The sequence below is a fragment of the Streptomyces sp. NPDC060232 genome (assembly GCF_042726555.1).
GTDB lineage: Bacteria > Actinomycetota > Actinomycetes > Streptomycetales > Streptomycetaceae > Streptomyces.
Genome location: NZ_JBHXAG010000013.1, coordinates 136,875 through 160,820 on the forward strand (window position 1 = coordinate 136,875; position 23,946 = coordinate 160,820).

General features: G+C 72.4%; 24 protein-coding genes and 2 pseudogenes. 16 read left to right on the top strand and 10 right to left on the bottom strand.

All coding sequences use genetic code 11. The features are described from left to right. Positions 1-76 precede the first annotated feature (76 nt). The 4 genes from ACFWFZ_RS20435 (at position 77) to ACFWFZ_RS20450 (ending at position 3,307) form a co-directional block, all read left to right on the top strand. Complete coding sequence (locus ACFWFZ_RS20435; RefSeq protein ID WP_387124200.1) at positions 77-802, top strand: TetR/AcrR family transcriptional regulator; 726 nt, start codon at positions 77-79, stop codon at positions 800-802. Position 803: 1 nt separating this feature from the next. Next, positions 804-1,979 carry an MAB_1171c family putative transporter gene (locus ACFWFZ_RS20440; protein ID WP_387124201.1) on the top strand — a complete coding sequence of 392 codons (1,176 nt, stop codon included), beginning with the start codon at positions 804-806 and terminating at the stop codon, positions 1,977-1,979. Positions 1,980-2,279: 300 nt separating this feature from the next. Continuing rightward, a complete protein-coding gene (locus ACFWFZ_RS20445) occupies positions 2,280-2,732 on the top strand; it encodes a helix-turn-helix domain-containing protein (protein ID WP_387124202.1) in 453 nt (150 codons plus the stop codon). Further along, positions 2,729-3,307, top strand: a complete 579-nt coding sequence (locus ACFWFZ_RS20450; protein WP_387124203.1) for a toxin — start codon at positions 2,729-2,731, stop codon at positions 3,305-3,307. Before ACFWFZ_RS20445 ends, ACFWFZ_RS20450 begins: the two co-directional genes overlap by 4 nt. A gap of 11 nt (positions 3,308-3,318) precedes the next feature. On the opposite strand, the gene ACFWFZ_RS20455 is transcribed toward ACFWFZ_RS20450, so the two are convergent. The 5 genes from ACFWFZ_RS20455 to ACFWFZ_RS20475 all read right to left on the bottom strand — a co-directional run bounded on the left by ACFWFZ_RS20455 (position 3,319) and on the right by ACFWFZ_RS20475 (position 11,780). Further along, on the bottom strand, positions 3,319-6,741 hold the full coding sequence (locus tag ACFWFZ_RS20455) for an aminotransferase class I/II-fold pyridoxal phosphate-dependent enzyme (RefSeq protein WP_387124279.1): 3,423 nt from the start codon (positions 6,739-6,741) through the stop codon (positions 3,319-3,321). Then, the gene (locus ACFWFZ_RS20460; RefSeq protein ID WP_387124204.1) at positions 6,738-7,679 is read right to left on the bottom strand and encodes an NAD-dependent epimerase/dehydratase family protein; all 942 of its coding nucleotides are present in this window, start codon (positions 7,677-7,679) and stop codon (positions 6,738-6,740) included. Before ACFWFZ_RS20460 ends, ACFWFZ_RS20455 begins: the two co-directional genes overlap by 4 nt. A gap of 116 nt (positions 7,680-7,795) precedes the next feature. Continuing rightward, entirely contained in the window at positions 7,796-8,680 is an 885-nt protein-coding gene (locus tag ACFWFZ_RS20465) for a geranyl diphosphate 2-C-methyltransferase (protein ID WP_387124205.1), read from the bottom strand. Positions 8,681-8,694: 14 nt separating this feature from the next. After that, entirely contained in the window at positions 8,695-10,074 is a 1,380-nt protein-coding gene (locus tag ACFWFZ_RS20470) for a family 2 encapsulin nanocompartment cargo protein terpene cyclase (RefSeq protein ID WP_387124206.1), read from the bottom strand. A 293-nt stretch (positions 10,075-10,367) separates the two neighbouring features. Then, positions 10,368-11,780, bottom strand: a complete 1,413-nt coding sequence (locus ACFWFZ_RS20475; RefSeq protein ID WP_387124207.1) for a family 2B encapsulin nanocompartment shell protein — start codon at positions 11,778-11,780, stop codon at positions 10,368-10,370. 330 nt (positions 11,781-12,110) lie between these two features. On the opposite strand from ACFWFZ_RS20475, the gene ACFWFZ_RS20480 reads away from it, so the two are divergent. The 7 genes and pseudogenes from ACFWFZ_RS20480 to ACFWFZ_RS20510 all read left to right on the top strand — a co-directional run bounded on the left by ACFWFZ_RS20480 (position 12,111) and on the right by ACFWFZ_RS20510 (position 17,015). Beyond that, positions 12,111-12,572, top strand: a complete 462-nt coding sequence (locus ACFWFZ_RS20480) for a hypothetical protein (protein WP_387124208.1) — start codon at positions 12,111-12,113, stop codon at positions 12,570-12,572. A gap of 659 nt (positions 12,573-13,231) precedes the next feature. After that, the gene (gene thpR / locus ACFWFZ_RS20485) at positions 13,232-13,831 is read left to right on the top strand and encodes an RNA 2',3'-cyclic phosphodiesterase (RefSeq protein ID WP_387124209.1); all 600 of its coding nucleotides are present in this window, start codon (positions 13,232-13,234) and stop codon (positions 13,829-13,831) included. Between the two features lie 694 nt (positions 13,832-14,525). Next, positions 14,526-15,059, top strand: a complete 534-nt coding sequence (locus tag ACFWFZ_RS20490) for a DUF3291 domain-containing protein (RefSeq protein WP_387124210.1) — start codon at positions 14,526-14,528, stop codon at positions 15,057-15,059. A gap of 144 nt (positions 15,060-15,203) precedes the next feature. After that, entirely contained in the window at positions 15,204-15,701 is a 498-nt protein-coding gene (locus tag ACFWFZ_RS20495) for an NUDIX domain-containing protein (RefSeq protein WP_387124211.1), read from the top strand. Beyond that, positions 15,698-16,024: pseudogene (locus tag ACFWFZ_RS20500) on the top strand (NUDIX domain-containing protein); the annotation flags it as partial. The gene ACFWFZ_RS20495 and the pseudogene ACFWFZ_RS20500, both read left to right, overlap by 4 nt. A gap of 213 nt (positions 16,025-16,237) precedes the next feature. Then, positions 16,238-16,777, top strand: coding sequence for an AAA family ATPase (locus ACFWFZ_RS20505; protein WP_387124280.1), 540 nt, complete (start codon positions 16,238-16,240; stop codon positions 16,775-16,777). An 82-nt stretch (positions 16,778-16,859) separates the two neighbouring features. Further along, complete coding sequence (locus tag ACFWFZ_RS20510; RefSeq protein ID WP_199816197.1) at positions 16,860-17,015, top strand: DUF6131 family protein; 156 nt, start codon at positions 16,860-16,862, stop codon at positions 17,013-17,015. Between the two features lie 67 nt (positions 17,016-17,082). Here the strand turns inward: ACFWFZ_RS20510 and ACFWFZ_RS20515 are convergent, their stop codons facing one another. Together ACFWFZ_RS20515 and ACFWFZ_RS20520 are read right to left on the bottom strand one after the other, a co-directional pair. Beyond that, on the bottom strand, positions 17,083-17,469 hold the full coding sequence (locus ACFWFZ_RS20515) for a VOC family protein (RefSeq protein WP_387124212.1): 387 nt from the start codon (positions 17,467-17,469) through the stop codon (positions 17,083-17,085). 100 nt (positions 17,470-17,569) lie between these two features. Continuing rightward, a complete protein-coding gene (locus tag ACFWFZ_RS20520; RefSeq protein ID WP_387124213.1) occupies positions 17,570-18,778 on the bottom strand; it encodes an aromatic acid exporter family protein in 1,209 nt (402 codons plus the stop codon). 136 nt (positions 18,779-18,914) lie between these two features. Here ACFWFZ_RS20520 and ACFWFZ_RS20525 point away from each other — a divergent pair, with 136 nt between their 5' ends. Then, a complete protein-coding gene (locus ACFWFZ_RS20525; RefSeq protein WP_387124214.1) occupies positions 18,915-19,100 on the top strand; it encodes a hypothetical protein in 186 nt (61 codons plus the stop codon). 40 nt (positions 19,101-19,140) lie between these two features. On the opposite strand, the gene ACFWFZ_RS20530 is transcribed toward ACFWFZ_RS20525, so the two are convergent. Further along, positions 19,141-19,515: a hypothetical protein gene (locus tag ACFWFZ_RS20530; protein WP_387124215.1), complete on the bottom strand. Its 375-nt coding sequence runs from the start codon at positions 19,513-19,515 to the stop codon at positions 19,141-19,143. A 145-nt stretch (positions 19,516-19,660) separates the two neighbouring features. On the opposite strand from ACFWFZ_RS20530, the gene ACFWFZ_RS20535 reads away from it, so the two are divergent. After that, the gene (locus ACFWFZ_RS20535) at positions 19,661-20,197 is read left to right on the top strand and encodes a SixA phosphatase family protein (protein WP_387124216.1); all 537 of its coding nucleotides are present in this window, start codon (positions 19,661-19,663) and stop codon (positions 20,195-20,197) included. A gap of 40 nt (positions 20,198-20,237) precedes the next feature. On the opposite strand, the gene ACFWFZ_RS20540 is transcribed toward ACFWFZ_RS20535, so the two are convergent. Next, complete coding sequence (locus tag ACFWFZ_RS20540) at positions 20,238-20,693, bottom strand: DUF5709 domain-containing protein (protein ID WP_387124217.1); 456 nt, start codon at positions 20,691-20,693, stop codon at positions 20,238-20,240. A gap of 66 nt (positions 20,694-20,759) precedes the next feature. Beyond that, positions 20,760-21,110, bottom strand: a complete 351-nt coding sequence (locus tag ACFWFZ_RS20545; protein WP_387124218.1) for an STAS domain-containing protein — start codon at positions 21,108-21,110, stop codon at positions 20,760-20,762. Between the two features lie 126 nt (positions 21,111-21,236). Between ACFWFZ_RS20545 and ACFWFZ_RS20550 the strand changes: the two genes are divergently transcribed. From ACFWFZ_RS20550 to ACFWFZ_RS20560, 3 genes and pseudogenes are all read left to right on the top strand, one after another. Then, positions 21,237-22,127: an oxygenase MpaB family protein gene (locus tag ACFWFZ_RS20550; protein WP_387124219.1), complete on the top strand. Its 891-nt coding sequence runs from the start codon at positions 21,237-21,239 to the stop codon at positions 22,125-22,127. Between the two features lie 44 nt (positions 22,128-22,171). Continuing rightward, positions 22,172-22,681 carry a hypothetical protein gene (locus tag ACFWFZ_RS20555; protein WP_387124220.1) on the top strand — a complete coding sequence of 170 codons (510 nt, stop codon included), beginning with the start codon at positions 22,172-22,174 and terminating at the stop codon, positions 22,679-22,681. A gap of 3 nt (positions 22,682-22,684) precedes the next feature. After that, positions 22,685-23,761, top strand: a pseudogene (locus ACFWFZ_RS20560) (carotenoid oxygenase family protein); the annotation flags it as partial. Between the last annotated feature and the right edge of the window lie 185 nt (positions 23,762-23,946).

The window sequence follows — 23,946 nt, forward strand, 5'->3', positions numbered from 1 at the left end:
GCCGGATCACGGCGGGTGGCACGGGCGTTCGAGCCACCCGGTCCCCCGTTCGGCCGTCCGCGGGTACGGTTCGCGCATGAACGTTTCCGCAACGCAATCGAGTGACGACGTGGCCCTGACGGCGGTGGTGAAGGACGCCGCCCGCCGACAACTGGTGGAACGGGGGGCGGCAGGACTGTCCTTGGACGCCGTGGCTCGCGGCAGCGGTCTCGACGTCACCGCTGTGGAAGCCGTCTTCCCGCACCGGGACGACCTGTTCACGGCGCTGGTCGTCGACGCCTACGACGCGTCCGGTGCCGCGATGGAGCAGGCCGACCGGGCCGCCGTGGACGCCGGTGCACCGGCCGGCGCCCGGCTCCTCGCGGTGGCCCGCGCCCTGCGGCAGTGGTCCTTCGCCAACCCCGCCGAGTTCACGCTGATCTACGGCTCGCCCGTGCCCGGCTACCACGCCCCGCAGGACACCGTCCTGCCCGCCTCGCGCACTCCCGCGGTGCTCGCCGGCATCCTCCGGTCGGCACTGGAGAGCGGAGAACTGACCCCGCCCCGGCGGACATTGCCGGGCCCGTCGCTGCTCCGCCCGGAGGCCCTGGCCCTCTTCGGCGGTGCGCCCCCGGCTCCGTTCTCGGACATCGTCGAGCGCGGCATCGCCTTGTGGAGCAGCCTGATCGGGCTGCTGGTGTTCCAGGTCTTCAGCCGTACGCACGACAGCGTCCGGGACGAGGCCGCCTACTTCGACCACGCCGTCGCCGTGACGGCCGAGACCGTCGGACTCGTGGTCCCGCTGGGCGAGGGCGACCACTGAGGTGAACGCGATCCGAACCCTCTGCTTCGCGACAGCGGCGCTCTCCTCCTACGCCGCGCTCTTCTACCGCCTCTCCCAGGCCCGCCGCAGCTGGCGCGACGGCGCCTACCGCGCGCTGATCGCCACCCTGCTGCTCCAGTGCCTCACCTTCACCATGGGCGCCGTCGCCATGGGCGGCGGAAGCATCCTGGGCGTGGGGAACCTGGCCATCCTCATCATGCACCTGGCCGCTGTCGCCTTCTGCGTCGCGGCGCAGATCATCCTGCTGCGCTGGGCGGCGACGGACGAGGCGGCGGCTCGCGGGACCAGGTACTGGCTGATCACCGGCATCGTCCTGGACGTGCTGCTGACGGCCCTGTTCTTCCTCGCGGACGGCCCCGGCCGGCCGGCCTCGGACTTCGACGGCACCAGCAGGCCGCTGCTCCTGACCTACCTCCTGGTCTTCATCGTGTCCCAGGCGGTGCCGTGCGTGACGATCTACCGCCAGTGCGGCCCGTACGCCCGGATGACGGACAACGCCTCGCTGCGGCAGGCCCTGCGGATGTTGTCGGTCGCCGCCGTGGTGCTGTTCCTCTACTGCACGGCCCGCACGGTCAACATCCTGACCTTGGCAGCCGGGGTGGACATCGGCGCCTGGAAGCTCGCCTCGAACATCTTCAGCGCCTCGGGGATCGTGATCCTCTCGCTCAGCCTGATCAACTCCCTCTGGGGGCCGCCCGTTTCACGCCTGACGGACTGGGCCCGCAGCTACCGGTCCTACCGGGCGCTGCACCCGCTCTGGCGGGACCTGTACGAGGCCTCGCCGGACATCGCACTGGAGCCCCCGGGGCCCTCGGTCTCCGACCTCAACTACCGGCTGCACCGCCGGGTGGTGGAGATCCGGGACGGCTGGCGGGACCTGAGGCCCTACATCGACCGCGAGACGAACGCCGCCTGCGTTCCGGGCAGGATGGCGGGCGGGGAGACGAACGGCGAGGCGGGCGCGGAGCTGCGTCAGGCTTTCGCCGAAGCGGCGCAGATCAGGCAGGCCCTGGAGGCGAAGCGGACCGGGATCGTCCCCGACCACAGCAAGGACGCGGGTGATTTCGACGACCGCGATACCGACAACTTCGTAGCGGAAGTCGCCTGGCTCACCCAGGTTGCCGCCGCCTACAGTAAGCTCAGCAAGGCGAGCTGAGAGCTCCCGCCCGGTTTGCATCCCCCGTCAAACCGGGCGGGCTTCTCCCGTTCCCCCGTGTTTCATCGGGCCGGACGGGTGGCTTCCGCCCGGACTGGCCCGGCCCATCCCCCGAGGGCCGGGCCAGTCCGATTTCCGCAGCAACCCGACCCCGTTTCCCCCGTGAGTCGCGTTAGCTGACAGCTATCGGCGAGACCCAACGTTGGCGGAGTCCCGGCCGATTGTCAACTGACCGCTATTCTGGGAAAGTGACGCATAGCCAAGGGCTATGCCGAGGAGGTGACGGGAGGAAGGTTCACCATGACGGAGACCGAGACCGGGGGCGATGACCGGCCCCTGCTCGCAGTGCGTCTCGACGACCTGTTCAAAACAGTTCGTCCCAAGGGCAAGCACTGGACCAACGCCGAAGTGGCGGAGGAACTGAAGCGGGTCAACCCCGAACTCAAGGTCGGAGGCGTGTATCTGTCGCAGCTGCGGACCGGAAAGCGCTCCAATCCCTCGCCCGACCTCCTCGCCGCACTGGCCCGCTTCTTCGGCGTCTCCGTCGCCTACTTCTTCGACGACAAGGTCGCCCAGTCGGTCCTCAGTGAGATCGCCGCCGTCGAGGCGCTGCGGCAGTCCGGGGTCCGCGCCGTGGCGATGCGGGCGGCCGGGATGAAGAAGGAGAACCTCCAGGCCATCACGGCCATCATGGACCAGTACCGGCAGTTGCAGGGCCTCCCGCCCGTCGACGATCCCTCCGGCCCCGAATGAGGGGCGCCCGCAAGGAGCGGTCGGCGGACCAGGACCGCCGCAGTCAGCTCAAGAAGCTACGGAAGGCCGGTGCGGAGCGGATCGCCGAACTCGCCCTGCCGGAGACGACCGACGTGGCCGAGCTGTGCCGCCACCTCGGCGAAGCGCGGGGCCGCCCGATCATCCTGGTCCCGATGCAGATGCCCTCGTCGCACCCGTGCGGCATGTGGGTCGCCGCCCGCGACGAGGACCTCATCTTCTACGACGCCAACACCACCAGCGCGCATCAGGAGCACATCATCTTGCACGAGCTGGGCCACATCATCTGCTGCCATCGCGGCGCCGGCGGGCTGGACGAGACGGCCGCCCGTCTGCTCTTTCCCAACCTCGACCCCGAACTCGTCCGCGACATGCTCCTGCGCGCCGCCTACGACGACGTGCAGGAGCAGGAGGCGGAGATCATCGCCTACCTGCTCTCCCAGCGGATGGGCGGTGCGGAGGGAAGGGACGGCGCCGCCCCGACCGCGGAGGCGGGGGCGGCCGGCGACCCCGGGACCAGCGCCATGCTCAGCCGGATCGAACGAACACTGTTCTGAAAATGGCCGATTCAGGTTCCTGCGGAAGCCTCCACCTCCTCGGCCACGACAGCGACCGCCCGGCGGATGTCGTCCTCGCGGTGTTCGCACGTGAGGAAGAACCGCAGCCTCGACAGGCCCTCCTCGACGGCGGGGTGGAAGATCGGATCAGCGATCACCCCGCGGGCGAAGAGCCGGTCGGCGACATGCAGGGTGCGCGCCGAATCGCCGAGGACGACCGGCACGATCGGGGTGTCCGCACTGGAGCCGGTCGCCAGACCGGCCTCGGCGGCCAGACCGAGGAACAGCGCCGCATTGCGTGTGAGCGCGCGTACGCGGTGCGGTTCCGCGGCGATCAGCTCGGTGGCGGCCAGTGCGGCGGCCGCGTTGGCCGGGGTGAGTCCCACGCTGTAGACGAAGCCCGGGAGGGTGTGCCGCAGCCAGCGCACCATACGGGCCGAGCCGCCGAGGTAACCCCCGCAACTGGCGAAGGACTTGGAGAGGGTGCCCATCCACAGGTCCACGTCGCACCGGTCGACGCCGAAGAACTCGCCCACCCCGCGGCCCCGTTCGCCCACGGTGCCGATGCTGTGCGCCTCGTCGACCATCAGCAGGGCGCCGTACCGCTTCTTCAGCTCGATCACGGCGGGCAGGTCGGCCAGGTCGCCGTCCATGCTGTACGCGCCCTCCACGACGATCAACACCCTTCGGAAGCGCGACCGGTTGAGCCGCAGCAGGTGTTCCAGACTGCCGGCGTCGTTGTGGGCGAACGGACGTCTCGCCGCCCCCGACAGGGCGCAGCCCTGGAGGATGCTGTCGTGGGCCAGCGCGTCGTGCAGGACCAGGTCCCCGGCGCCGACGAGGTGCCCGATCGCGGTCACGTTGGTGGCGTGGCCGCTGACCAGCGTGAGGCAGTCCCCCACGCCGAGGAAATCGGCCAGGGCGCGTTCGAGCCGGACCGTGAGCTCCCGCTCGCCCGAGAGGGCGCGGCTCGCGGAGACCGAGGTCCCGTACCGCTCCACGGCCCGGTGGACGGCTTCGTTGACCGCCGGATGACCGGAGATCCCCAGATAGTTGTAGCTGCCGAAGGACAGGTACGAGCGGTCGCCGATCACGGTGGTGTCGCGGATGGTGCCCTCGTGGACGCGGAAGTACGGGAAGGCGGCGCCACTGGCGGTGACCGTGTCCAGGCGCTGCTCGAAGAGGGCGACCTCCGGGAAGTCGTCGACGCTCGCGGCATCGGCACGCCATGGGACCGCCTGCGCCACCGGGGACGGCGGCCGGCCGGGGCCGGCCGGCCGTGCACGGTTCGGATCGAGCAGCGCGATCAGGGCGCCGACGGTGAGTTCGGGCGTGAACAGCTCCTCGGAGCGGAAGCCGGGCGCGTGCTTGCCGATGTTGACCGCCAGTTCCTGGAGCATGAGGGAGTCGAAGCCGAGGCCGGCCACCAGCTTCATGTCCTCGCTGAGGTCCGCGAGGGGGAACACCCCGGTGCGCGAGACCTCCGCCAGCACGAAGGACGCGGCGTCCTCGCCGGAAGCCACGGATACGGCGCGCTCGGTGCGCTCGGTGCGCTCGGTGCGCTCGGTGCGCTCGGTGCGCTCGGCGGGGGTGGCGGAGACGGCGGGGGTGGCCGGCTCGGCGTCCGCGCGCACCGCCGCGGGGCGTGCGGAAGGCTCCGCCGCCTCGCGTGCCGCATCGTCCACGACCCAGTGGCGGCGCGGGGCGAGCGGGCTCGGCGGCAGCGTGCACGGCGGTGTACGTCCCCCGGCGCAGGGTTCGGCCGCCGTCGGCCCGGACTCCCGGGCACCGCCGCGCCCGGCCTCCAGCTCCGAGGCCGCCGCGGTCAGCCGGGCAGCCGCGTCGGCGGCGTCCCGCGCCACCAGGGCCAGGCGCTCCGCCAGCGGCGCGCGCCGGGCCAGGGTGTCCGCCACCCGGGCCAGCGGCGGCCCGTCCTCGGTGATGGTCCGTGCCACGTCCCTGGCGTACCTGGCCAGTCCGGGCCGGTCCCGGGCGGTGAGCAGCAGCTCGTACGGCCCCTCGGCCGGCGGCCGCGGCGCGGGCGGCTCGGGGCACTCCTCCACGACCATGTGGACACCGGTACCGCCGAAGCCGAAGGCGCTCACGCCCGCTCGGCGGGGCAGGCCGTTCCCGGACCACGGAACCGGTGCCGTGGCGACGGTCAGCCGCGCGGCGTCGAGTGCGGCGCTGTCGGCGAGGCCGAACTCCGGCTGTGGCGGGATCACCCCCCGCTGCACGGCCAGGACCGTCTTGATGAGTCCGGCCAGGCCCGCGGAGTTGAGCGAGTGTCCGACGACCGCCTTGACCGCGCCGAGGTGGGCGGGGGCGGCGTCCGCACCGCGCAGTTCGCCCAGGACCGCGAGCTCGACGGGGTCGCCGACGGTGGTCCCGGTGCCGTGCGCCTCCAGGTAGCCCACCGCTCCCGGGGACAGGCCCGCGTCGCGGTAGGCCCGGCGCAGGGCCCTGAGCTGGCCGCCCGCCTGGGGGTGCAGTCCGCCCTGTACGGTCCCGTCGTTGGCAGTGCCCACGCCGCGGATCACGGCGTAGACGCGGTCGCCGGCCGCCCGGGCGTCGGCGAGGGGCCTCAGCACCAGGACACCGGCGCCCTCCCCCAGGACGAAGCCGTCGGCCTCGGCGCCGAAGGGCAGGCATCTGCCGCTGCGCGAGATGGCGCCTATCCGGCACAGTCCCACCAGCAGGTCCGGGGCGAGGATCAGCTGGGCGCCACCGGCGATGGCGATGCGGGAGCGGCCCGCGCGCAGCGCGTGGACCGCGTTAGCGACGGCCATGAGCCCGCCGGAGCACGCGGAGTCCAGGGCGTAGCTCTCGCCGTGCAGGTCGAAGACCGAACTGATCGTGTTGGGTCCCATGTTGAGGAGCAGGCCGGCGACGGACGTGCCGTGCAGGCCTGGGACCGCGCGTACGGTCTCCTGCCAACCCGGGTCCGCCGCCGGGGCTCCGAACTCGCCGCCGGCCAGCTGGCGCATCCGTATCCGCATGGTGCTGAGTTCGCGGTAGCCGCTCTCGGTGAGCGCGGTGATCACCGAGGTCTCCTCACGGTCGAAGCCGTCGGCCTCCCACCCCGCGTCCTGGATCGCCTCCCGGGCGAGGTCGATGAGCAGCCGGTGCTGGGGGTCCATCGCGGCGGCCCGGCGCGGCGGTATCCCGTAGTGCGCGGCGTCGAAGTGGCCCACGTCGGGCAGCAGCGCCATCGTGTCGGTGTAGGTGGACGATGCGTCGCGGAAGTCGTCGCCGAGGAAGGCGGCGCTGCGCCAGCGCGCGTCCGGGATGGTGGAGAACTGTGCCCGCGGGGCCGTCAGGAGCCGCCAGTACTCGTTCGGGTTCCGGGCTCCCGGGAACCGGCACGCCATGCCCACGACCGCTATCGCCTCGCGCCCCGCCACCGGGGGCCCCGTCCCCGTCACGGCGGTCATCGGGCGGTGGTCGGGAGTGCGCGCCACCAGTCGAGCGTGGCGTCGACCTGTTCGCCGACGGGAGTGGCGCGCACCGCGAACGCGGCCTCGTAGGCGCTCGAATCGACGACGAAGGGGCGGTCGAACTGGTAGCGGATCTCCTTCAGTTCGCGCATCAGCGGGGAGAACAGCCCCGCGAGGCCCAGTACTGCCGGTGGGATCCTGCGCACCACCGCCGGACCGGTTCCCGCCGCGGCTGCGAGCAGGTCGGCCATCTCCCGTACGGAGCGCGGAGGCCGGGTCGGGACGTGCCAGGGGCGCCCCCAGGCCTGCTCCTCGCCGGCGACCTCGGCCATCGCCGCGGCCACGTCGGGGAGGTAGGTCCAGCTGTGCGGGGCGTCCGGGTCGCCGAGCGTGGAGACCGGCTTGCCGCGCAGCAGCGCCGGCACGACGCGTCCGGCGAGGTGCCCGCCGTCGGTGACGCCGGGGCCGAAGAAGTCGCTGGCCCGTACCTCGACCGCCCTGATGCGGCCCTGCTCGTGCAGGGTCCGCGCCTGCTCCCACGCGGCGGCCCGTACGCGGCCCTTGGGGCCGGTCGCCGCGAGCGGCAGCCCTTCGGTCATGGGTCCGTCCACCGGCCCGTAGCCGTAGAGGTTGCCCAGCATGACCAGTACGGCCCCGGTGTCCTCGGCCGCGGCGCAGGCCGCGGCGGCGAGCGGCGGCCAGTCGCGCACCCAGCGGTGGTAGGGCGGCGCGGCACAGTGGTGGATCGCCGCCGCGCCCCGTGCGGCGGCCGTCAGCCGCCCCCGGTCGGTCGCGTCGAGCGCGACGTGCTCGATCCCCGGTTCCGGTACTCTGCCCGACCTGGTGACGACGCGTACGGAATGTCCTTGCTCGGCCAGCAGACGGGCGGTGGCGGCGCCCGCGGGCCCGAAACCCATGACGACATGAAGACTCACGGGCGCACAGTAGCGCGAGATCTGATCGATCTCTTACGAGGTTGGCCGGTACAGGACAACCTCTGACATGCGGCGACCGGGCCCGTCCGCACGGGCCCGGCCTCCTCGGCGCGGTGTCAGACGCGGTCGGCGGCGATCAGGACGTACTGGAAGGAGCCGTCCTTGTAGGAGTTGATGAAGGCCTCCTCGATACCGGTGACCAGCGACGACGTCGCACGCAGCTCCCAGTAGGGCAGGGTCTCGGGGGTCAGGTCGATCACGGCCTGCGGTACGAGGCGGTTGTCGGCCATGGCGCGCATGTACTCGCGGCGGGAGTGGATGTTGCACTCGAAGTGCGCGTTGATCTGGGAGACCCACTTCGAAGGCTGGCCGTAACGCGGGTTCCAGCAACCGGTGATGGTCACGTAGCGGCCGCCGACCGCGAGGACGCGGGAGTGCTCGGCGAACAGGTCGTGCAGGTCGACGTACATGCTCGACTCGTTGTTCCACGAGGCGGCGGCCTGCCCGGTCTCGAAGGGCGTGTTGAGCATGTTGCAGACGCGGGCGCGTACGGAGTCCCCGATGCCCAGCTCGCGGGCGCGCCGGTTCGCGAAGTCGGCCTGCTTGGCCGACAGGGTGACGCCCTCGACCTTGCACCCGAACCGCTGGTGGGCCATGACCATCGAACCGCCGCGGCCACAGCCTGCGTCCACGAGCGTGTCGTCGCGGCCGATCGCGCCGAGGTGGCTCAGCAGGACGTCCGCCTGCGCGGACTCCAGGCGGTGGAGCTCGGCGATCAGCTTCTTCTCGTATGCGCTGTCCTCGATGTCCCCGAGGGCCGCGTGGTCGATGTCACCGATGCCGTAGTGGTGGTGGTACAGGCCGTCGACATCGCCGAGGCGCAGGTTCACCGGCCGGGCCTCGTGGTCCCAGTACCGGGCGATGTCGCCCTGGTAGGGCGTCGCCGGGGCGGGAATGAAGGCCGTGGTGGGGGCGGCAACGGGGAGATCGGTGCTAGTCACGGATAAGTCCATCCTTACCAGAAGTCGGGCAGGCTGTAGCGGTAGGTGTTGGTCTGGTGCCAGTAGTGGTTGCCGTCGACCCAGACGGCCACGCCCCGGAGGAAGCGCACCACGCGTGGATCGGGGCAGGACACGGCCAGTTCGGCGGCCGCGGCCTCGAAGGCGTGCATCAGGTCGTTGTGGACTTCGACCGCCTTGAGGTAGGCCTCCTTGTCGGAGAGGCCCTCCCGTTGCGCGATGACCACCGGCAGGTTGAGGTGCATGCCGGGGCTTTCGAGTTCCTTGGTGTACGAGTACAGGTCGTTGGCGATGGTGGCGGCATTGCCCGCCAGCGCGATCACCCGCTGCATGGCGGGCATCGCGTGGAGCTCGGCCGGGAGTTCGTAGCCGCCCACCGTGTCGGTGATGGTGGGGCAGGGGCGGAAGTTGTTGAACTGGCGCATCGTCAGGTACTCGGACACCTGCGGGACGTACTTCGTCTCGGCCCAGGCGGCCTCGGCGAGGTACCCCATGTGCAGCCGGGCCATGTCGTGCCGGTACCGGTCGGCCTGCGACGGCGTCGCCGCCCGGGTGAAGTACTCCATGGCCGAGCGGTAGGAGCGCCGGGGCGCGTCCGAGAGGAGCGTTTGCGCCCACGCCGGCTCGTACTCCGCCGTCGTGTGGACGGGGTCGAGTGCGGTGTGCGCCAGCAGAAGCCTTCCGCCCAGTCCGACCGGCGAACCGCCGTGGTCCTCGCAGTAGCAGTCGTCGACCACGTTCTCGGCGACCATCAGCCTGGTGGCGATCATCAGGTGGTCGACGGTCGGGGCGTCCGGGTGGCAGGCGACCATGTAGCGGCCGACGGAGAAGCCGTCGAACTGGTCCTCCCACTCCGGCGGGTACGCCTCCACCTCGTCCACCGCCCAGCGCTTGATGCGGCGGCTGACCTCCGCCACGCGGGCGGGGTCGGGCTCCGGGACCGGGTGGTGGTAGAGGCCGGGGATCGGCCGGCCCTGCGCCGCGGGCGCGGGCGCCTCGGGCGCCGGCTCTGCGGGCGCCGGCTCTGCGGGCGGGGCCTGGCGGGGGGTGAAGAACAGCCCCGCCGTGCCCACGCCGCTGGGGCCGCGCATGATCCGCTCCAGGGCGGGGTTCGGTGCGGCCGTCGCTGCGGCGGCCTCCCGTGCCGGCTCCGCGACCAGGTCGCCGCCCGGTCCTCCGCCCGGTGCGGGCGGAGGACCGGGGACGAGGTGGGCAGGCAGGGCGGCCGCCGGCCCGAAGGGCAGCGCGGGCCCGGTCGGCAGTGCGGGCTTGCCTACGGTGACGGCGTCGGCCCCGCGGCCGTGACCATGGGTCCCGAAGCGCGCCGCGGCGGCAGGCAGGCTCGACTGCGCAGGGGAAGGCCCGGGAACGGGCATCCGTGGCTCCTAGGTTTTTGTCGATCAGGCCGGTTCAGGGAGCGGCGCATGACGTCATGGGGTCTCCCCAGGCCCGCAGGGCTGAGCTGAGCTGAGGGGAAGGATCGCAAGGCGGACGAGGAAGGCGACGCGGAGCGTCGCCGGGCGAGGACGTCGCGGCGAGGCACGGCGCCAGGCGCCGCGAGCCCGCCGTGATGGGCAGGACACCCCCGGCGGGCGGGGTGGTGCTGTCCCGGATCCCGGGCGCGTTCGGCCGGGATTCGGGAGGGGCCGGGCCGGCGGCGGCCCGCCCGTCAGTCGCGCCGGCGGCCGATCTGCACGTTCTCCATGACGCCGAGCGCGTCGGGCACCAGGATCGCGGCGGAGTAGTAGGTGGTGACCAGGTACGAGATGATCGCCTGCTCGCTGATGCCCATGAAGCGCACGGACAGGCCCGGCTCGTACTCCTCGGGCAGCCCGGTCTGGTGCAGGCCGATGACGCCCTGGTTGTCCTCGCCCGTGCGCATGGCGAGGATGGAGCTGGTGTTCTCCTTGCTGATGGGAATCTTGCTGCAGGGCAGGATCGGGACCCCGCGCCAGGCCGGGACCTGCTGGCCGCCGAGGTCGACGTGGTCCGGGTAGAGCCCGCGGGCGTTGAACTCGCGCCCGATCGCCGCGATGGTCCGGGGGTGGGCGAAGAAGAACCTGGTGCCGCGGCGGCGGCAGAGCAGTTCGTCCATGTCGTCCGGGGTGGGCGGGCCGGAGTGGGTCTGGATGCGCTGCTTGAAGTCGGCGTTGTGGAGCAGGCCGAACTCCCGGTTGTTGACGAGCTCGTACTCCTGGCGCTCGCGCAGGGCCTCGATGGTGAGCCTGAGCTGTTCCTCGGTCTGGTTGTGCGGCCCGTTGTAGAGGTCGGCGACGCGCGTGTGGACGCGCAGTACCGTCTGGGCGATGGAGAGCTCGTACTCGCGCGGCCTCAGTTCGTAGTCGACGAAGGTGCCGGGGAGTTCGGCCTCGCCGGTGTGGCCGGCGGACATCGCGATCTCGGCCTCGCCGTGCTTGTTCTGCCGCTGGTTCGGGAGCGAGCCGAAGCGCTCGACGTGGGCGCGGAGGTTCGGCGCCGCGTCGAGGACGGCGGCGAAGTCGGCGCGGGAGAGGGTGAGCAGGGTGCCGGAGGTCTCGGCGGTGGCCGTGTAGTCGGCGGTCGCGTCGGCGTCCAGCAGCGCGTTCTCGCCGAACCGGTCGCCGTCCGCCAGTACCGCGACGGCGATCTCGTCTCCGTACTTGCCGACGGAGGTCTGGTTGACGCGACCGTGTGCGATGAGGTGGATCCGCTCGGCAGGGGCACCCCGCTCGACCAGCACCTCACCGGCGCGGAAGTCGCGCTGGACGCAGCGGTCGGCGAGCGTGGTCAGTACCTGCTCGTCCTCGAAGCCGCGCAGCATGGCGAGTTCGCCGAGTTCACGCGGGATCACCCGGACGGTGGCCCCGTCCTGGACGAACTCGATGCGGCCGTCGCCGACGGTGTAGGTGAGGCGGCGGTTGACGCGGTAGGTGCCGCCCTTGGTCTCCACCCAGGGGAGCGTCCTCAGGAGCCACCGGGAGGTGATCTCCTGCATCTGGGGTGCGGACTTGGTCGTGGTGGCAAGGTTGCGGGCGGCCGCCGTGCCCAGACTCGTCTGCTGGGTCGGCTCCAGCTGGGCCTCTGGGCTGGTGTCCACGGTCATCGCGCAGGCCTTTCCTTCGTGTCCTTCGTGCGGGCGGTGATCAGCGCATGCCTGTGCACGTCACCGATGGAAGAAGAAAAATTGGGTGAATACCCGGGCAATCCCTCTAGATCCGGAAGCACAGTAACCAGCCGCGAACCGGATCGCCCATCGGAAGGGGTGGGGGTTACCTCGAACCGGTGATCTTGAGCCGCGCCGCGTTTGTTCATGGCCTCGGCGGTTCCGGACACGTGCGCCGTACACTTCCCGCCAGAGCCGCGCCGGACGGTCAACTTCCTTGCAGGAGGGACCGGTTCGGGGGCGCGTGCGGTGACGGCGTACGCTACCGCCGTGACGGACACGGACGACGAAGACCTGATACTCGCGGAAGCGCTGGGCTCGATGGGAGCCGTCGGCGGTGGCTCCGGCGGCCGGCTCGGCGCGAAGTTCGCGGCCCGGCGGCTGAAGAAGAACGTGCACGAGGTCGAGGTGACCCTGACGGGTGTCTCGCCGGCCGAGGCCGCCGCCCGCACGGCCGATGTCCTCCTGCGCCTGGGGACCCCGGTGCGCACGGCCGGTGCGGAGCCCCACGCCGGGGTACGGGTCGTGCGGGCCCTCGTCGGCGGCGGCTTCGGGAACATGAACCCGGTCCTGGTCACCGTGACGCTGACGGGCACCGGCCCGCAGGCCACCGCGGCCCGCGTCCGCGGTGCCGCCAAGGAGGGCCTGATCAGGCAACGGGCGGGCGAGAAGACCGCCCGGCAGGTGGCCGACCTGCTGACGCAGCGCTCTCCGGCCCCGCCGACGCACTGACCGCATCTCCCGGCAGGAGCCCAGCCGCTGTAGCGGACGGGCGGGGGCGGGAGCTGCCGGGGCGGGGGTGCGGTGGACGGGCTCCACCACCGCCGCGCGGTGGGCGGTCAGGCGGTCCGCGGGCCAGGCGGTGCCCGCGGCTCCCGCCGCCGCGCCGCCCACCGCGGCCGGGGTCGCGTTCCCCCGTCCAGGCCGACCCCGGTGCGGCGGCGGCACGCACGGCAGCGCGGACGGCACGGACGGGGCGGGCGCCGCGGGCGCCGACGCGGCCGTGAGCGCCTGGCGCTCGGCCTTCCTGCGGATGCCCTACCTCCGCGACGGTCTGGCCCGGATGGGAGCCGTCGCGGAGACCTTCGAGACGGCGGCCACCTGGGACCGGATCCCAGGCCTGATCGAAGCGGTCCGCAAGGAGGTCGGGGAGGCCGCGCTCAAGGCCTCCGGGCATCCGGGCGTCCGGGCATCCGGGCATCCGTCAACTGCCGACTCACCCACGTCTATCGCCGGCGCCCCGACCCCGTCGCGCTCGCGCTGCGCGCCGCCAAGGGCGCGCTCGACCCGCGGGGCATCCTCACCCCGGGCGTACTCGTCGGCTGAGCGGTCGCGCGCAGCGGCGGGCCGGAAGATGACTGGAGCGCGCGGCGTACGGTACGAAGACTTCTGTGAAGGAACAGATCCAGCCCTCGACCGTTCGCGTGTTCATAGCGCTCGCCCCGCCCGACGACGCCAAGGAGGAGCTCGCACGGGCGCTCCGGCCCGCCTACGCGGCGTATCCGGGCATGCGGTGGAACCGCATCGAGGACTGGCACATCACCCTGGCGTTCCTCGGGGAGCTCCCGGTCGGAACCGTTCCGCTCCTGCGTCCGCCGCTCGCGGACCTGGCGGCGGCCCGCCGCCCCCTCGAACTGGCGCTGCGGGGCGGCGGACACTTCGACGAGCGGGTGCTGTGGAGCGGCATCGACGGCGACCTCGAAGGCCTGCACCTCCTCGCCTCCGAGGTGCGCGCCGTGGTCAAGGAGTGCGGTGTCCCCTTCGAGGACCGCCCCCTGCGCCCCCACCTCACTCTGGCCCGCACCCGCCGCAACGACCCCGCGTGCGTGGTGGAGGCCGCCGCCGGCCTCGCCGCATTCTCCGGCCGCCGATGGCGGGCCGCCCGCCTGCACCTGGTGGGCAGCAACTTCGGCCGCGGCCCTGGCCCGATCCACTACCGCGACATCGAGGCCTGGAGCTTCCGGCAACGTGATGAGGACCTGTCTCTTTGATCAGCGGTCCACCGAGCCGATCCTGCACCCGCCCCCGCCAGGCCGGACCGCAGCCTTCAGCTCGACCGAGACCGGTCCGGCATATCGAAACTCCGCCCCCGCATTCCCACGTCAGCCGACCCAGGTCCTGTCGTCAAAGTGGCGCGGGTACGGGGACGCACGCCGGGGTGTGTCGGCGGCGGTGGGATACCACGTCGGGGTGGGAGGCCTTCATGCCGTCCAGGCGGTGTGGCTCCCCTGGCCGTAGCCCAGCGCTTCCAGCCGTCCAGCCTGGGCTAGTGCCGCGCCAGGCAACGTTTGCCCGTCAGGAGCGGCGTCCGGTGCGTGCTCTCGGCGTGCCGGCCGGAAGTGCTCGTACGGGACGTACGTGGCTTCCGGTCGGTGCGGCGAGAGTGCGTGCCGGGCGCCGCGACGCCGCGGGGCAACTCGATACAGGCCCTAGTTGTGCTCCCGGAGGTACCGGGGAGCCGGTGCTGCTCCTGCGCGGTCGGGACCTGTGCCGGAGGCCACTTGGACGGGGAAAACGCAACTTCGACAGGGCCCGCAGAGGCAGCTACCTTCACCTGGTCTGCGGCGATCGGCAACGGTCGCACAGAGGTTCCTCGGTGCTGAGCCACCCGCGACGGGATCCTCGCCCCATGCGAAAGCCACCGGACGGGGTCCACACCAGGCACCCCCGACCAGGGAGAGAAGCTTGCCTCATCTTGCTCTGTACACATTCGGCGTCCTGAAGTCACCTCTCGCCGATCCCGCACCTCTCACGCGCGAGCTCTACGACACCGGTGAGGCCGTCTACCGGAGGATCAGTCAGCACCCCGGATATCTCGCGCATGCTGAAGCGGCAGACGGCGACCTGGGCGGACACTTCGAGGCGGACTGGGGTGCATGGGGAGAGTTCGCCGTACCGACCTGGTACGGCAAGGGCCGTACGGTGGAAACCACCGCTCTGGCCGCGACCCTCTCGCTCTGGACCGACCTGCGCCCCGCCTTCGACGCCGTCTACACCGGCCTGCACCGTGAGGCGCTGAACCGGCGTCACGACTGGTTCGAGAGGACAGGACACCCGGGTCACGTGTTCTGGTGGGTCTGCGACGACGTGATACCCACGTGGCAGGACGGGGTTTCCAGGCTGGAGCACCTCCACGTCCACGGCTCCGCGCCACACGCCTTCACCTTTCGCCACTCCTTCGCCCCGGACGGAACTCCGGCCAAGGCCAAGGTTCGCTGACAAGGAAGCCTGAACGGCTGGGTCCGCTGCCAAACGCCTCGCTCTCCCGCCTGTTTCTGGGACAGTTGCCGCGTACTTCGCATCGGAGCATCTCGACGCCCACGCCCTCACCTGAGGGTTGGTGAGGCGGGAGAGGGACTGAACATGCCAACTGTGCCCAGGGGCGGGCGCGTCGAGGCCGGGAACGCGCCCGTCGCCCACATCGTCGGTGTGCACCTCTATCTGGAGCGCGACGGCAAGGTCCTGCTCGGGCTGCGGCACCCGGATTCCGCCTACGCGGGCTCCACCCACCACTTCCTCGCGGGGCACTGTGAGCAGGAGTCCGCCGTGAGTTGCCTGGTCCGGGAGGCGCGGGAGGAGGCCGGGCTCGTCATCGACCCCGCCGACGTCGATCTCGTCCACCTGGTGCACGTCGTGGACCGACCGGGCGGGCAACCCCGCATGCAACTGGTCTTCCGGGCCTGCCGATGGCTCGGCGAGCCGCAACTGCGCGAGCCCGACCGCTGCGTGTCGTGGGACTGGTGGCCGCCCGACGCCCTGCCGGAGCCGATCGTCCCCTACACCCGGGCCGCGGTCGAGGGCATCCGCGCCGGACGCCCCTACACCGAACTCGGCTGGAGCCACCCGGGGAGCGGCCGATGACCGCCCCGCACCGGCACACGCTGCCGGTCGACGTCCACCTCCTGCTGCGCCGCGCCGGCGATGGCGGCCCCGAGGTCCTGCTGTCGCGGCGGGCCGGCCCGGTGTACGCGACCGGCATGTGGCACCTGCCGTCCGGTCACCTGGAGGCGGACGAGGACTTCGTCGAGGCCGTGATCCGGGAGGCCCGCGAGGAGACCGGGATCCTCATCGACACGGCGGACGTGCGGGCAGCGGTCACCGTGCACCACCGGCCCCCGAGGGGCACGTCGTCCCGGCTCGGCGTCTTCTTCGAGGTGCGCAGGTGGTCCGGCCGGCCGCGCGTGATGGAGCCCGACCGGTGCGACGGCATGGGCTGGTACCCGCTGGACGCGCTGCCGGCTCCGATGGTCGCGTACTGCCGGGCCGGGCTGGACGCCTACCGGGCCGGACTCCCGGCGATCGTGCACTTCCAGCGGCCGGGCGAAACCGTGGAACACCGGGACGGCGGTCCGGGCCCGGGCCCCGGCCCCGGCCGCACCGGGATCCCCCGCAGGGCCGTGGGAGGCGAGGAGACCCGGCTCGTGGTCGTCCGGGGCAATTCGGCGTCGGGCAAGTCCTCCGTGGCGGCGGGGATCCGCGAGCGGTTCGGCCGCGGCGTGGCCCTGGTCGGCCAGGACAACCTGAGGCGGATCGTGCTGAGGGAGCGCGACGTGCCCGGCGGCGCCAACATCGCACTGATCGACACGGTCGCCCGCCACGCGCTGGACGCCGGCTACCACGTGGTGGTCGAGGGCATCCTCTACGCCGACCGGTACGGCGACATGCTCCTGGACCTGCTCGGCGACCACCGCGGCGTCTCGCGCTGCTACTACCTCGACGTCCCGATCGAGGAGACGCTGGCCCGCCACGCCTCCAAGGCCGATCCCGACCTCCTGGCCCAGGTCACCGACCGGGAGCTGCGGGACTGGTACCGCGAGCGCGACCTCCTCCCCGGTGGCGTCGAGACCGTCGTCGGAGCCCACAGCGCCCTCGCCGACACGGTCGAGCGCATCATGCGCGACACAGGCCTCGCGGGACTGCCGGCCCGGGCCGACTGACATCTGGGCGGAAACAGGCATAAGGACGCACAACCGTGGTAGACGCCCTGCATACCGGTTCGACAAGAACCAGGAGGTAGTCATGATCGTTCTTGGCGTCATCCTGCTGATCATCGGCTTCGTCACGGGGATCTCGATCCTCTGGACGATAGGCGTGATCCTCGTCGTCATCGGCCTGGTGCTCTGGCTGCTGGGCGCACTCGGACACGCCGTGGGCGGCCGCAAGCACTACTACTGACGCCGGGCATTCCTGGCGTTCCCGGCGGACCGGATCCGCCTCGGTCCAGGGGCGCGAGCGCATCCGATCAGGGGCGGAAGCGCAACGGATGGTCCGCCGGGACCTCCACGACGGCGATCCGTACGCCGTCCGGGTCTGTGATCCACATCTCGATCAGCCCCCATGGTTCCCGCAGCGGAGGCCGCAGTACCTCGGCGCCGCGGCTGTGCAGCTCCTCGTACGCCACCTGTACGTCGGCGACTTGGAGCCACAGCTGCATAGCCGGCGCGGGCGGCGCGTCGGCCCGTCCCGACACCTCAAGGAAGCCGCCGCCCAGGAAGTACACCGTGCCGCGCTCGGGTCCCGTGCCGAACTCGCGGTACACGGCGAGGCCGAGGGTCTCGCCGTAGAACGCGCGGGAGCGCTCCGGGTCCGTGGGACGGAGCAGGATCCTGCTGCCCAGTACATGCACCATGCCCCCACCCTCGCGCACGGACCGCCCCGGCGCACGCACATCCGCTCGCTCATCCCGACGCTCATCCCGCTCGCTCATCCCGCACGCACATCCCGCTCGCTCACTCCGGCCGCTTCGCGCGGCCGCGCCCGCGGGTCCACGCCCGCAGCCGGCCGGTGTGCCGGGTGCGGGCGTTCTGGTCCAGTTCCTCCAGCAGGCGCTGCGAGCGCTTCTCCACGCCCAGCTCGTCGAGGACCCGGTCGATCTCGGTGAGCAGCGCACCGCGCAACTGCCAGTGCTCGGGATCCTCGCGGGCGGAGGCCAGCAGCAGGTCCGCGAGCCGGTCGCGGTGGGCCCGGGCCACTTCCAGCTCGCCGGTCAGGCGCGCCTCGGCCTCTTCCGCGTTGGCACTGACCTGGGCGGTGATCAGCTGGGCGAAGCTCTCCACGGCGACCGCGGTGTGGCGCAGCACCTCGCGCAGGGCCGCCGCGGTCGCGGGCTCGAACAGCGGACCGTCGGGGCGGGCCTTGGCCAGGTCGGTCAGGGTCCGGCAGGCCACGCGGAGGACCACCGCGCAGATCTCCAGGGTGTCCAGGCCGGTGCGCAGCACCAGCCGGAAGAGCAGGCCCTCCTTGACCCGCGGGTTGAGCCTGATGCTGTCCTCGGCCTGCCGCAGGGCGGTGTCGACCTGCGCGATGTCGTTGTCGAGGCGGCGTGCCTCGTGCAGCCGGGCGGCGGCCTGTTCGACCTTGCCCGGGCCGAGGGACTCCTCGCCGAGGTGGTCGAGCAGGCGGCTCATGCGCAGGGCGAGATCGCTGATCGCGTCGCCCGCCGGGCCGATCCAGAGGGGTGGCGCGAGGAGGAGGTTGACCAGCAGCCCGACCACCGCGCCGATGACGGTTTCCAGCACCCGGTCCCAGGCGGTGTCCGCCACCTGAGTGACGCCGAGGACGAGCATGGCGCTGATCGCCACCTCGGGCACGAACTCGTCCACGCGCACCAGATGGCCCACCACCAGGGAGGCCAGGATCAGCAGCCCGAGGCTCCACCAGGTAAGGCCGACGAGCACGCTGAACCCGATGGCGATCAGGACCCCGACGACCACCGAGTTGACCCGGCGGATGCTGGTGGTCAACGTGGAGTAGAGCGTGACCTGGACGACGAGCAGCGCCGTCAGCGGCGCGGTCAGCGGGTTCGGTTCGCTGCTCAGGCGCAGCGCGACGACGTAGCTGATCACGGCCGCGGCGGTGGAGCGGAGCGCCTGGACGGCGACCGGCTCGCGGCGGCGCCGTGCGACACGGGTGGCGAAGCTGCTGATCGTTTCCGGCATGTCTGGGCATCTTCCCAGCCTGTGGCGGATGACGCGTACCGGAGCAGGTGGCTCCGGCCGTGTCGGGAGTGACCCGCGGGGTAGGTGGAGGACGTCCGAAGTCCGCGTCGATCGGATCTGCGAGGGAGCGACAGCCATGAAGGGTACGGATGACAGGCGTCAGGAGCCGGTCGGAGGCCGCGAGGAGCAGGCTCAGGAACACCCGGGTCCGGACCCGGTGCACCCCGAGGCCAGCAAGCCGGTCGCGGGCAAGACGCCGGAGGAGCTGCGCATGCGACAGGAGCGGACGATGTCCCACCTGCGGGATCGGGACGCCCAGTGACGCCGTCCGCCCATGGGCGGCGGCCGGTGCCCGGGCCGGGTCAGGTTTCCCACGGGCCCTCGTCGTAGGTGCCTGCCTCGACTTCCAGGGCGAGTTCCTGGAGTACCTCGATCGAGGAGATGTCCGTACGCCCGCCGTCGTGGGCGATCGCGAGGCTGGTGAACGCCAGGCTGAAGCCGGAGACCATCGTGTGCAGGGCCGGCCCGAGCGCTTCCGCCACCAGGGTCGCCACCTGCTGCGGTGACGCGTCGGCGGGGACGCTGATCGACGGCAGCATCTCGTTCAGGAGCTGTGTGGCCACTCCGGCCGTCGCGGCCGGGGCGTCCGCGTCCTCCCCGGCCTCGGCGGCCCGGCGGATGTCCTGGGCCTCGGTGAGGATGCCGATCACTCGCCTGAGTACGTCTGCGCGTTCCATCCTGTGGAGCGTAGTCCGCCCGTGGCCGGGCCGGGGCCGGATGCGTGCGGGTGCGGGTGCGCGCGCCGCGGGCCGACCGCACCATGACCGTGTACCCGTATGCCCGTGTCCTCGTGAACGCGCACCAGCCACAAGGGAGACCGCCATGTCCTCGGACCCAGCGCCGCACACGACCGGGTGCCGACTGCTGCTGGTACGGCACGCCAAGGCGGTACCGAAGGGGGATCCCGCCGAGGACTTCGAGCGTGCCCTGGGCGAGCGTGGCAGGGCCGACGCCCCCCGGACGGGCCGCTGGCTGGCGGAGAACGGCTACAAGGCCGACCTGGCGCTGTGCTCGCCCTCGCGCAGGACGCGCCAGACCTGGCAGCTGCTGGTGCCCGCCCTGCCCGACCCGCCGGACGCCGTCTACGACGAGAGGCTCTACAACGCGGCGCCGAACACGCTGGTCACCGTAGTGCGGGAGCGCGGAGCGGGACTCGGCCGCCTGGCGCTGGTAGGCCACAACTCCGGCATCCACGAGCTGGCCACGGCCCTGTGCGGGACCGGGCCGGCGGAGCTTGTGGAGCAGCTGCGGGACGGGTTCCCGACCTCCGGTGTCGTGGTGGTGGACCTCGCGGGCGGCTGGGAGGACCTGACTCCCGGGCGGGGGCACCTGACCGCCATGTGGTCACCGGCTCACTGACGCCGGCCGACCGCCGCCGAAGCGGAGCGCACGGTGCTGATCAGGCGTCCAGGTCCTCTACCGGCAGGTCCTCGACGACGTGGACCGCGGCCTCCTCGGCCGAGGCGGCACCGCCGTCGATCCCGACATCGCGGGCCAGTACGGAGATGTGGCGCTGCGGAGCGGAGTCGTCCACCGCGGCGAGGCGGCCCGCCCGGTCCGGTCCTGCCAGCATGGCGTCACCGGCCTCGTCGGAGATCTCGTCCTGGTCCGACACCTCCGGCTGCTCCCGCGCCAGCCGCTGTTCGAGCGTCTCGCCCGTGCGCGCCTCGGCGGCGGTGGTGCCCCTGTCGTCGACCGCCAAGGGGCGGTCGAGGGGCACGTACGCGGTGTCGAGGGTGTCGTCGAGGCCCGGTTCGTCGAGGGTGTTCTCCAGGTCGGGCTGCGCCTCGGCGGACTCGTCGGTCTCCTGCGGCTGGTAGACGTCATCGCCGTAGGTCTCGTCGGGGCTCATCATCGCGGTTTCTCCGATCTTTCGGGGTCGGCGTGCCGCCGGCTGGGGGCGCACCGGTCCCCGGTGCGCTCAGCCGGGCACGGAGGCGTCCAGGGGGAAGGAGCCGCTCGAACCGGTGAGTTCGAGCAGACGCAGCAGCTGGTGGCTGGGGGCGGCCAAGCGCAGGACATGGCCCGTCCGGGCGCCCTGCCGCCGGGCGTTCAGCAGCGTGTTGAGGCCCGTGGAGTCACAGAAGGAGGAATTGCGCAGGTCTACGGTGATGTCGGCGCCTTCCGGCGCCTGCGACAGGGCGGCGGCGAGCGTCTCGCGCAGCTCGCCCGCGTGGTCCAGGTCCATGTCGCCGCTCACCCGCACCACGTAGCGGTCGTGGTGCCCGGTGCCGGCGGCGGCTTCCGGTACGGGCGCGTCCTCGGTAGCCATGACGTACCTCCTCGTACACGGGGCACCTGCCCGGCGCGGCACCTCTCAACCGTCCCGACCGTCGTACCGTCCTACTGTCCTACCGTCCATGGGACCGCGGGGCGGCGCCGGGCGCATACTGGGCGCATGGCGAGCCCGACGACGGCCGTCCGGCGGATCAGGCGGCAGGCCGGCGAGGCGGTGTTCCTCCGCGTCGCCGGGCCCGACGGAGCCCGAAACCGGGAGCGGATCCACTCGACTCCCGGACCCCGCTGGTTCGCCCCGGACCGGCCGGTCAGGCGGGTCCACGGGGACGCGTCGATGTTCGTCGGCGGCCTCGCCGCCCTGCTGCTGCAGTCCCTGCACCCCCTGGCGATGGCGGCCGTGGCGGCGCATTCCGGGTACCGCGGCGACCCGTGGGGGCGCCTGCACCGGACCAGTACCTTCCTGGCGGTCACCACCTTCGGCACGAGCGCGGACGCCGAGGCGGCGGTGGCACGCGTCCGGGAGGTGCACGCCCGCGTGCGAGGCCGGACGGCCGACGGCGTGCCGTACCGGGCCGACGATCCGGAGCTGCTGGCGTGGGTGCACATCGCCGAGGCGGACTGCTTCCTGCGCGCCCACCAGCGGTACGGCAGGCACCCGCTGGACCGGGCGGGTTGCGACGCCTACCTCGCCGACGCGGCGCGGGTGGCCCGGGCGCTGGGCGCGGACCGGCCGCCGGAGGACATGCGGGAACTGGCCTCGCGGATGGCGCGGTTCCGGCCGTGCCTGCGGCCGACGGCCGCGTCCCGGGACACCGCCCGCTTCCTGCTGACCGATCCTCCGCTGCCGGGGGCCGCCCGGCTGCCGTACGCGCTGCTCGCGGCGGCGGCCGTGGACCTGCTGCCGCCGTGGGCGAGGGCGGCCGTCACCACCGGCTCGGGTGCCGCCGCCGAGCGGATACCGGGCCCGGCCGCCCGGGCGGGCGGCCATGCGGTGACCCGGGCGATCCGCTGGGCCCTGCCCCCGGCTCCCCCGCTGTCGCCGCGCGGCTGAGCGGCCGGCGAGCGCGTGACGCAAGATCGTCGTCGCCGGACGGGGTGGGACACTGGGGCGAAGGCAGCCGCCCCGACCGCGAACCCGACCCCGACCCCGACCCCGACCTCGACCCCGACCTCGACCCCGACCGGAGAAGTGAACGATCGATGACGCCCCAGCTCCAGGAAGGCCAGCGGGTCAAGCTGGCGGCAGACCTCAGGCTGGCCGGGACGGTCGTCACGGCCGAGGCCTCCCCGGCGGGCGGCGACGCCGTCGTCGGCTCGCTCGCCCTCGCGTCGGGCACCGCGGGCACCGTCGAGCGGGTGGACGCACCCCGGGAACGGGAGCAGAGCCGCGAAGTGCGCGAGTACGTGCGGCTCAAGGCGCTCATGGACGACTTCGGCCACCAGATGCCCCCGGCGAGCAGGCAGCAACTGGCGGAGCAGATCGCCTCTCTGGAACCCGAGTGGATCGCCCACGGCGAGCACGGACCGCGGGTGACGGTGCGCGTCCGCCTCGACAACGGCTTCGTCCTCGACGACGCCCACGCGGACCTCTTCGCCCCCGCCTGACCCGGACCGGCCCGGCCCGGTCTGGCACCCCACCTCCCCGACATCAACGTCGTCCGGCACGCCGGACGGCTGCTGGCCCTCGCCGAGTCGGCGTGCCCGTTCCGGATCGACGCGGGCCTGGCGACCGTGGGCCGCGAGGATTTCGACGGGGCGCTGCCCGCCGGCATCACCGCCCACCCCAAGATCGATCCGCTCACGGGCGAGATGGTCGTCTTCTGCTACGGCCTGGAGCCGCCCTACCTCACCTGGTCGGTCATCGGCCGGGACGGCTCTGTCACCCGTGGGCCCACGCCCGTCGTCGGGGTGGACGAGCCGATGATGATCCACGACATGGCCCTGACCGCCCGCTACGCCGTCCTCGTGCTCGCCCCGGCCTTCTTCGACCTGGCCTCGGCCATGGCGGGCGGCTCGTTCCTGGCGTGGCGGCCCGAGCGGGGCACGCGCGTGGCGCTGATCCCGCGCGACGGCGGACCGCTGCGCTGGGCTTCCGACGAGGCGTTCTGGCTGTGGCACACCGTGAACGCCTACGACGACGGTCCCGGCGAGGACGCCCCCGTGGTCCTCGACTTCGTGCAGTGGAGCAGGCTGACCGTCGGCGGAGCCCCGGGGGCCGCGGCCGAGCCCGTGCGCGGCGGCCTGGTGCGGGCGCGCATCGACCCGGTCGCCGGCCGCATGGCCCGTACCCCGCTGGACGACTCCCGGGTGGAGTTCCCCCGGGTCGACGACCGGCTCATCGGCCGGCGCCACCGGCGCACCGCTCTGGCCACCGAGACCGGGCGCCTGGACCTGCTGCCGGGCGAGTACGACGCCGTGCGCTGGTACGACGCGAAGAGCGCAAGTTCCTGCGTCTGGGATGCGGGCGACCTGTCGGTCGGTGAGCCGGTCTTCGCCCCCGAGCCGGGGCGGAACTCCGAGGAGCACGGCTACTGGCTGACCTTCGCCACCGATCGTACGGACGGGGCGAGCTGGTTCCTGGTCATCCCCGCCGAGGACCCCGCGGCGGGGCCGGTGGCCCGCGCCCGCATCCCCGTCCGGGTACCGCTCGGGCTGCACGGCTGCTGGCTGCCCACGGAGGCGTGAATACGGCCGTCCCCTCCTCCAAGCGGCGTTCCTGTGGTGAACCGGCTGGGCCATCGGGGTGAGTAAAGCCTTCATCCGCGAAGCTTCCGCACTTCACCAAGGAAAGATCTATTTCAGGTAAAGAGCCCTGGTGGCGCGGCTCTCTGCCCTCCCTGTGCCGATGCGCTCCACGGAGGAACCGAACG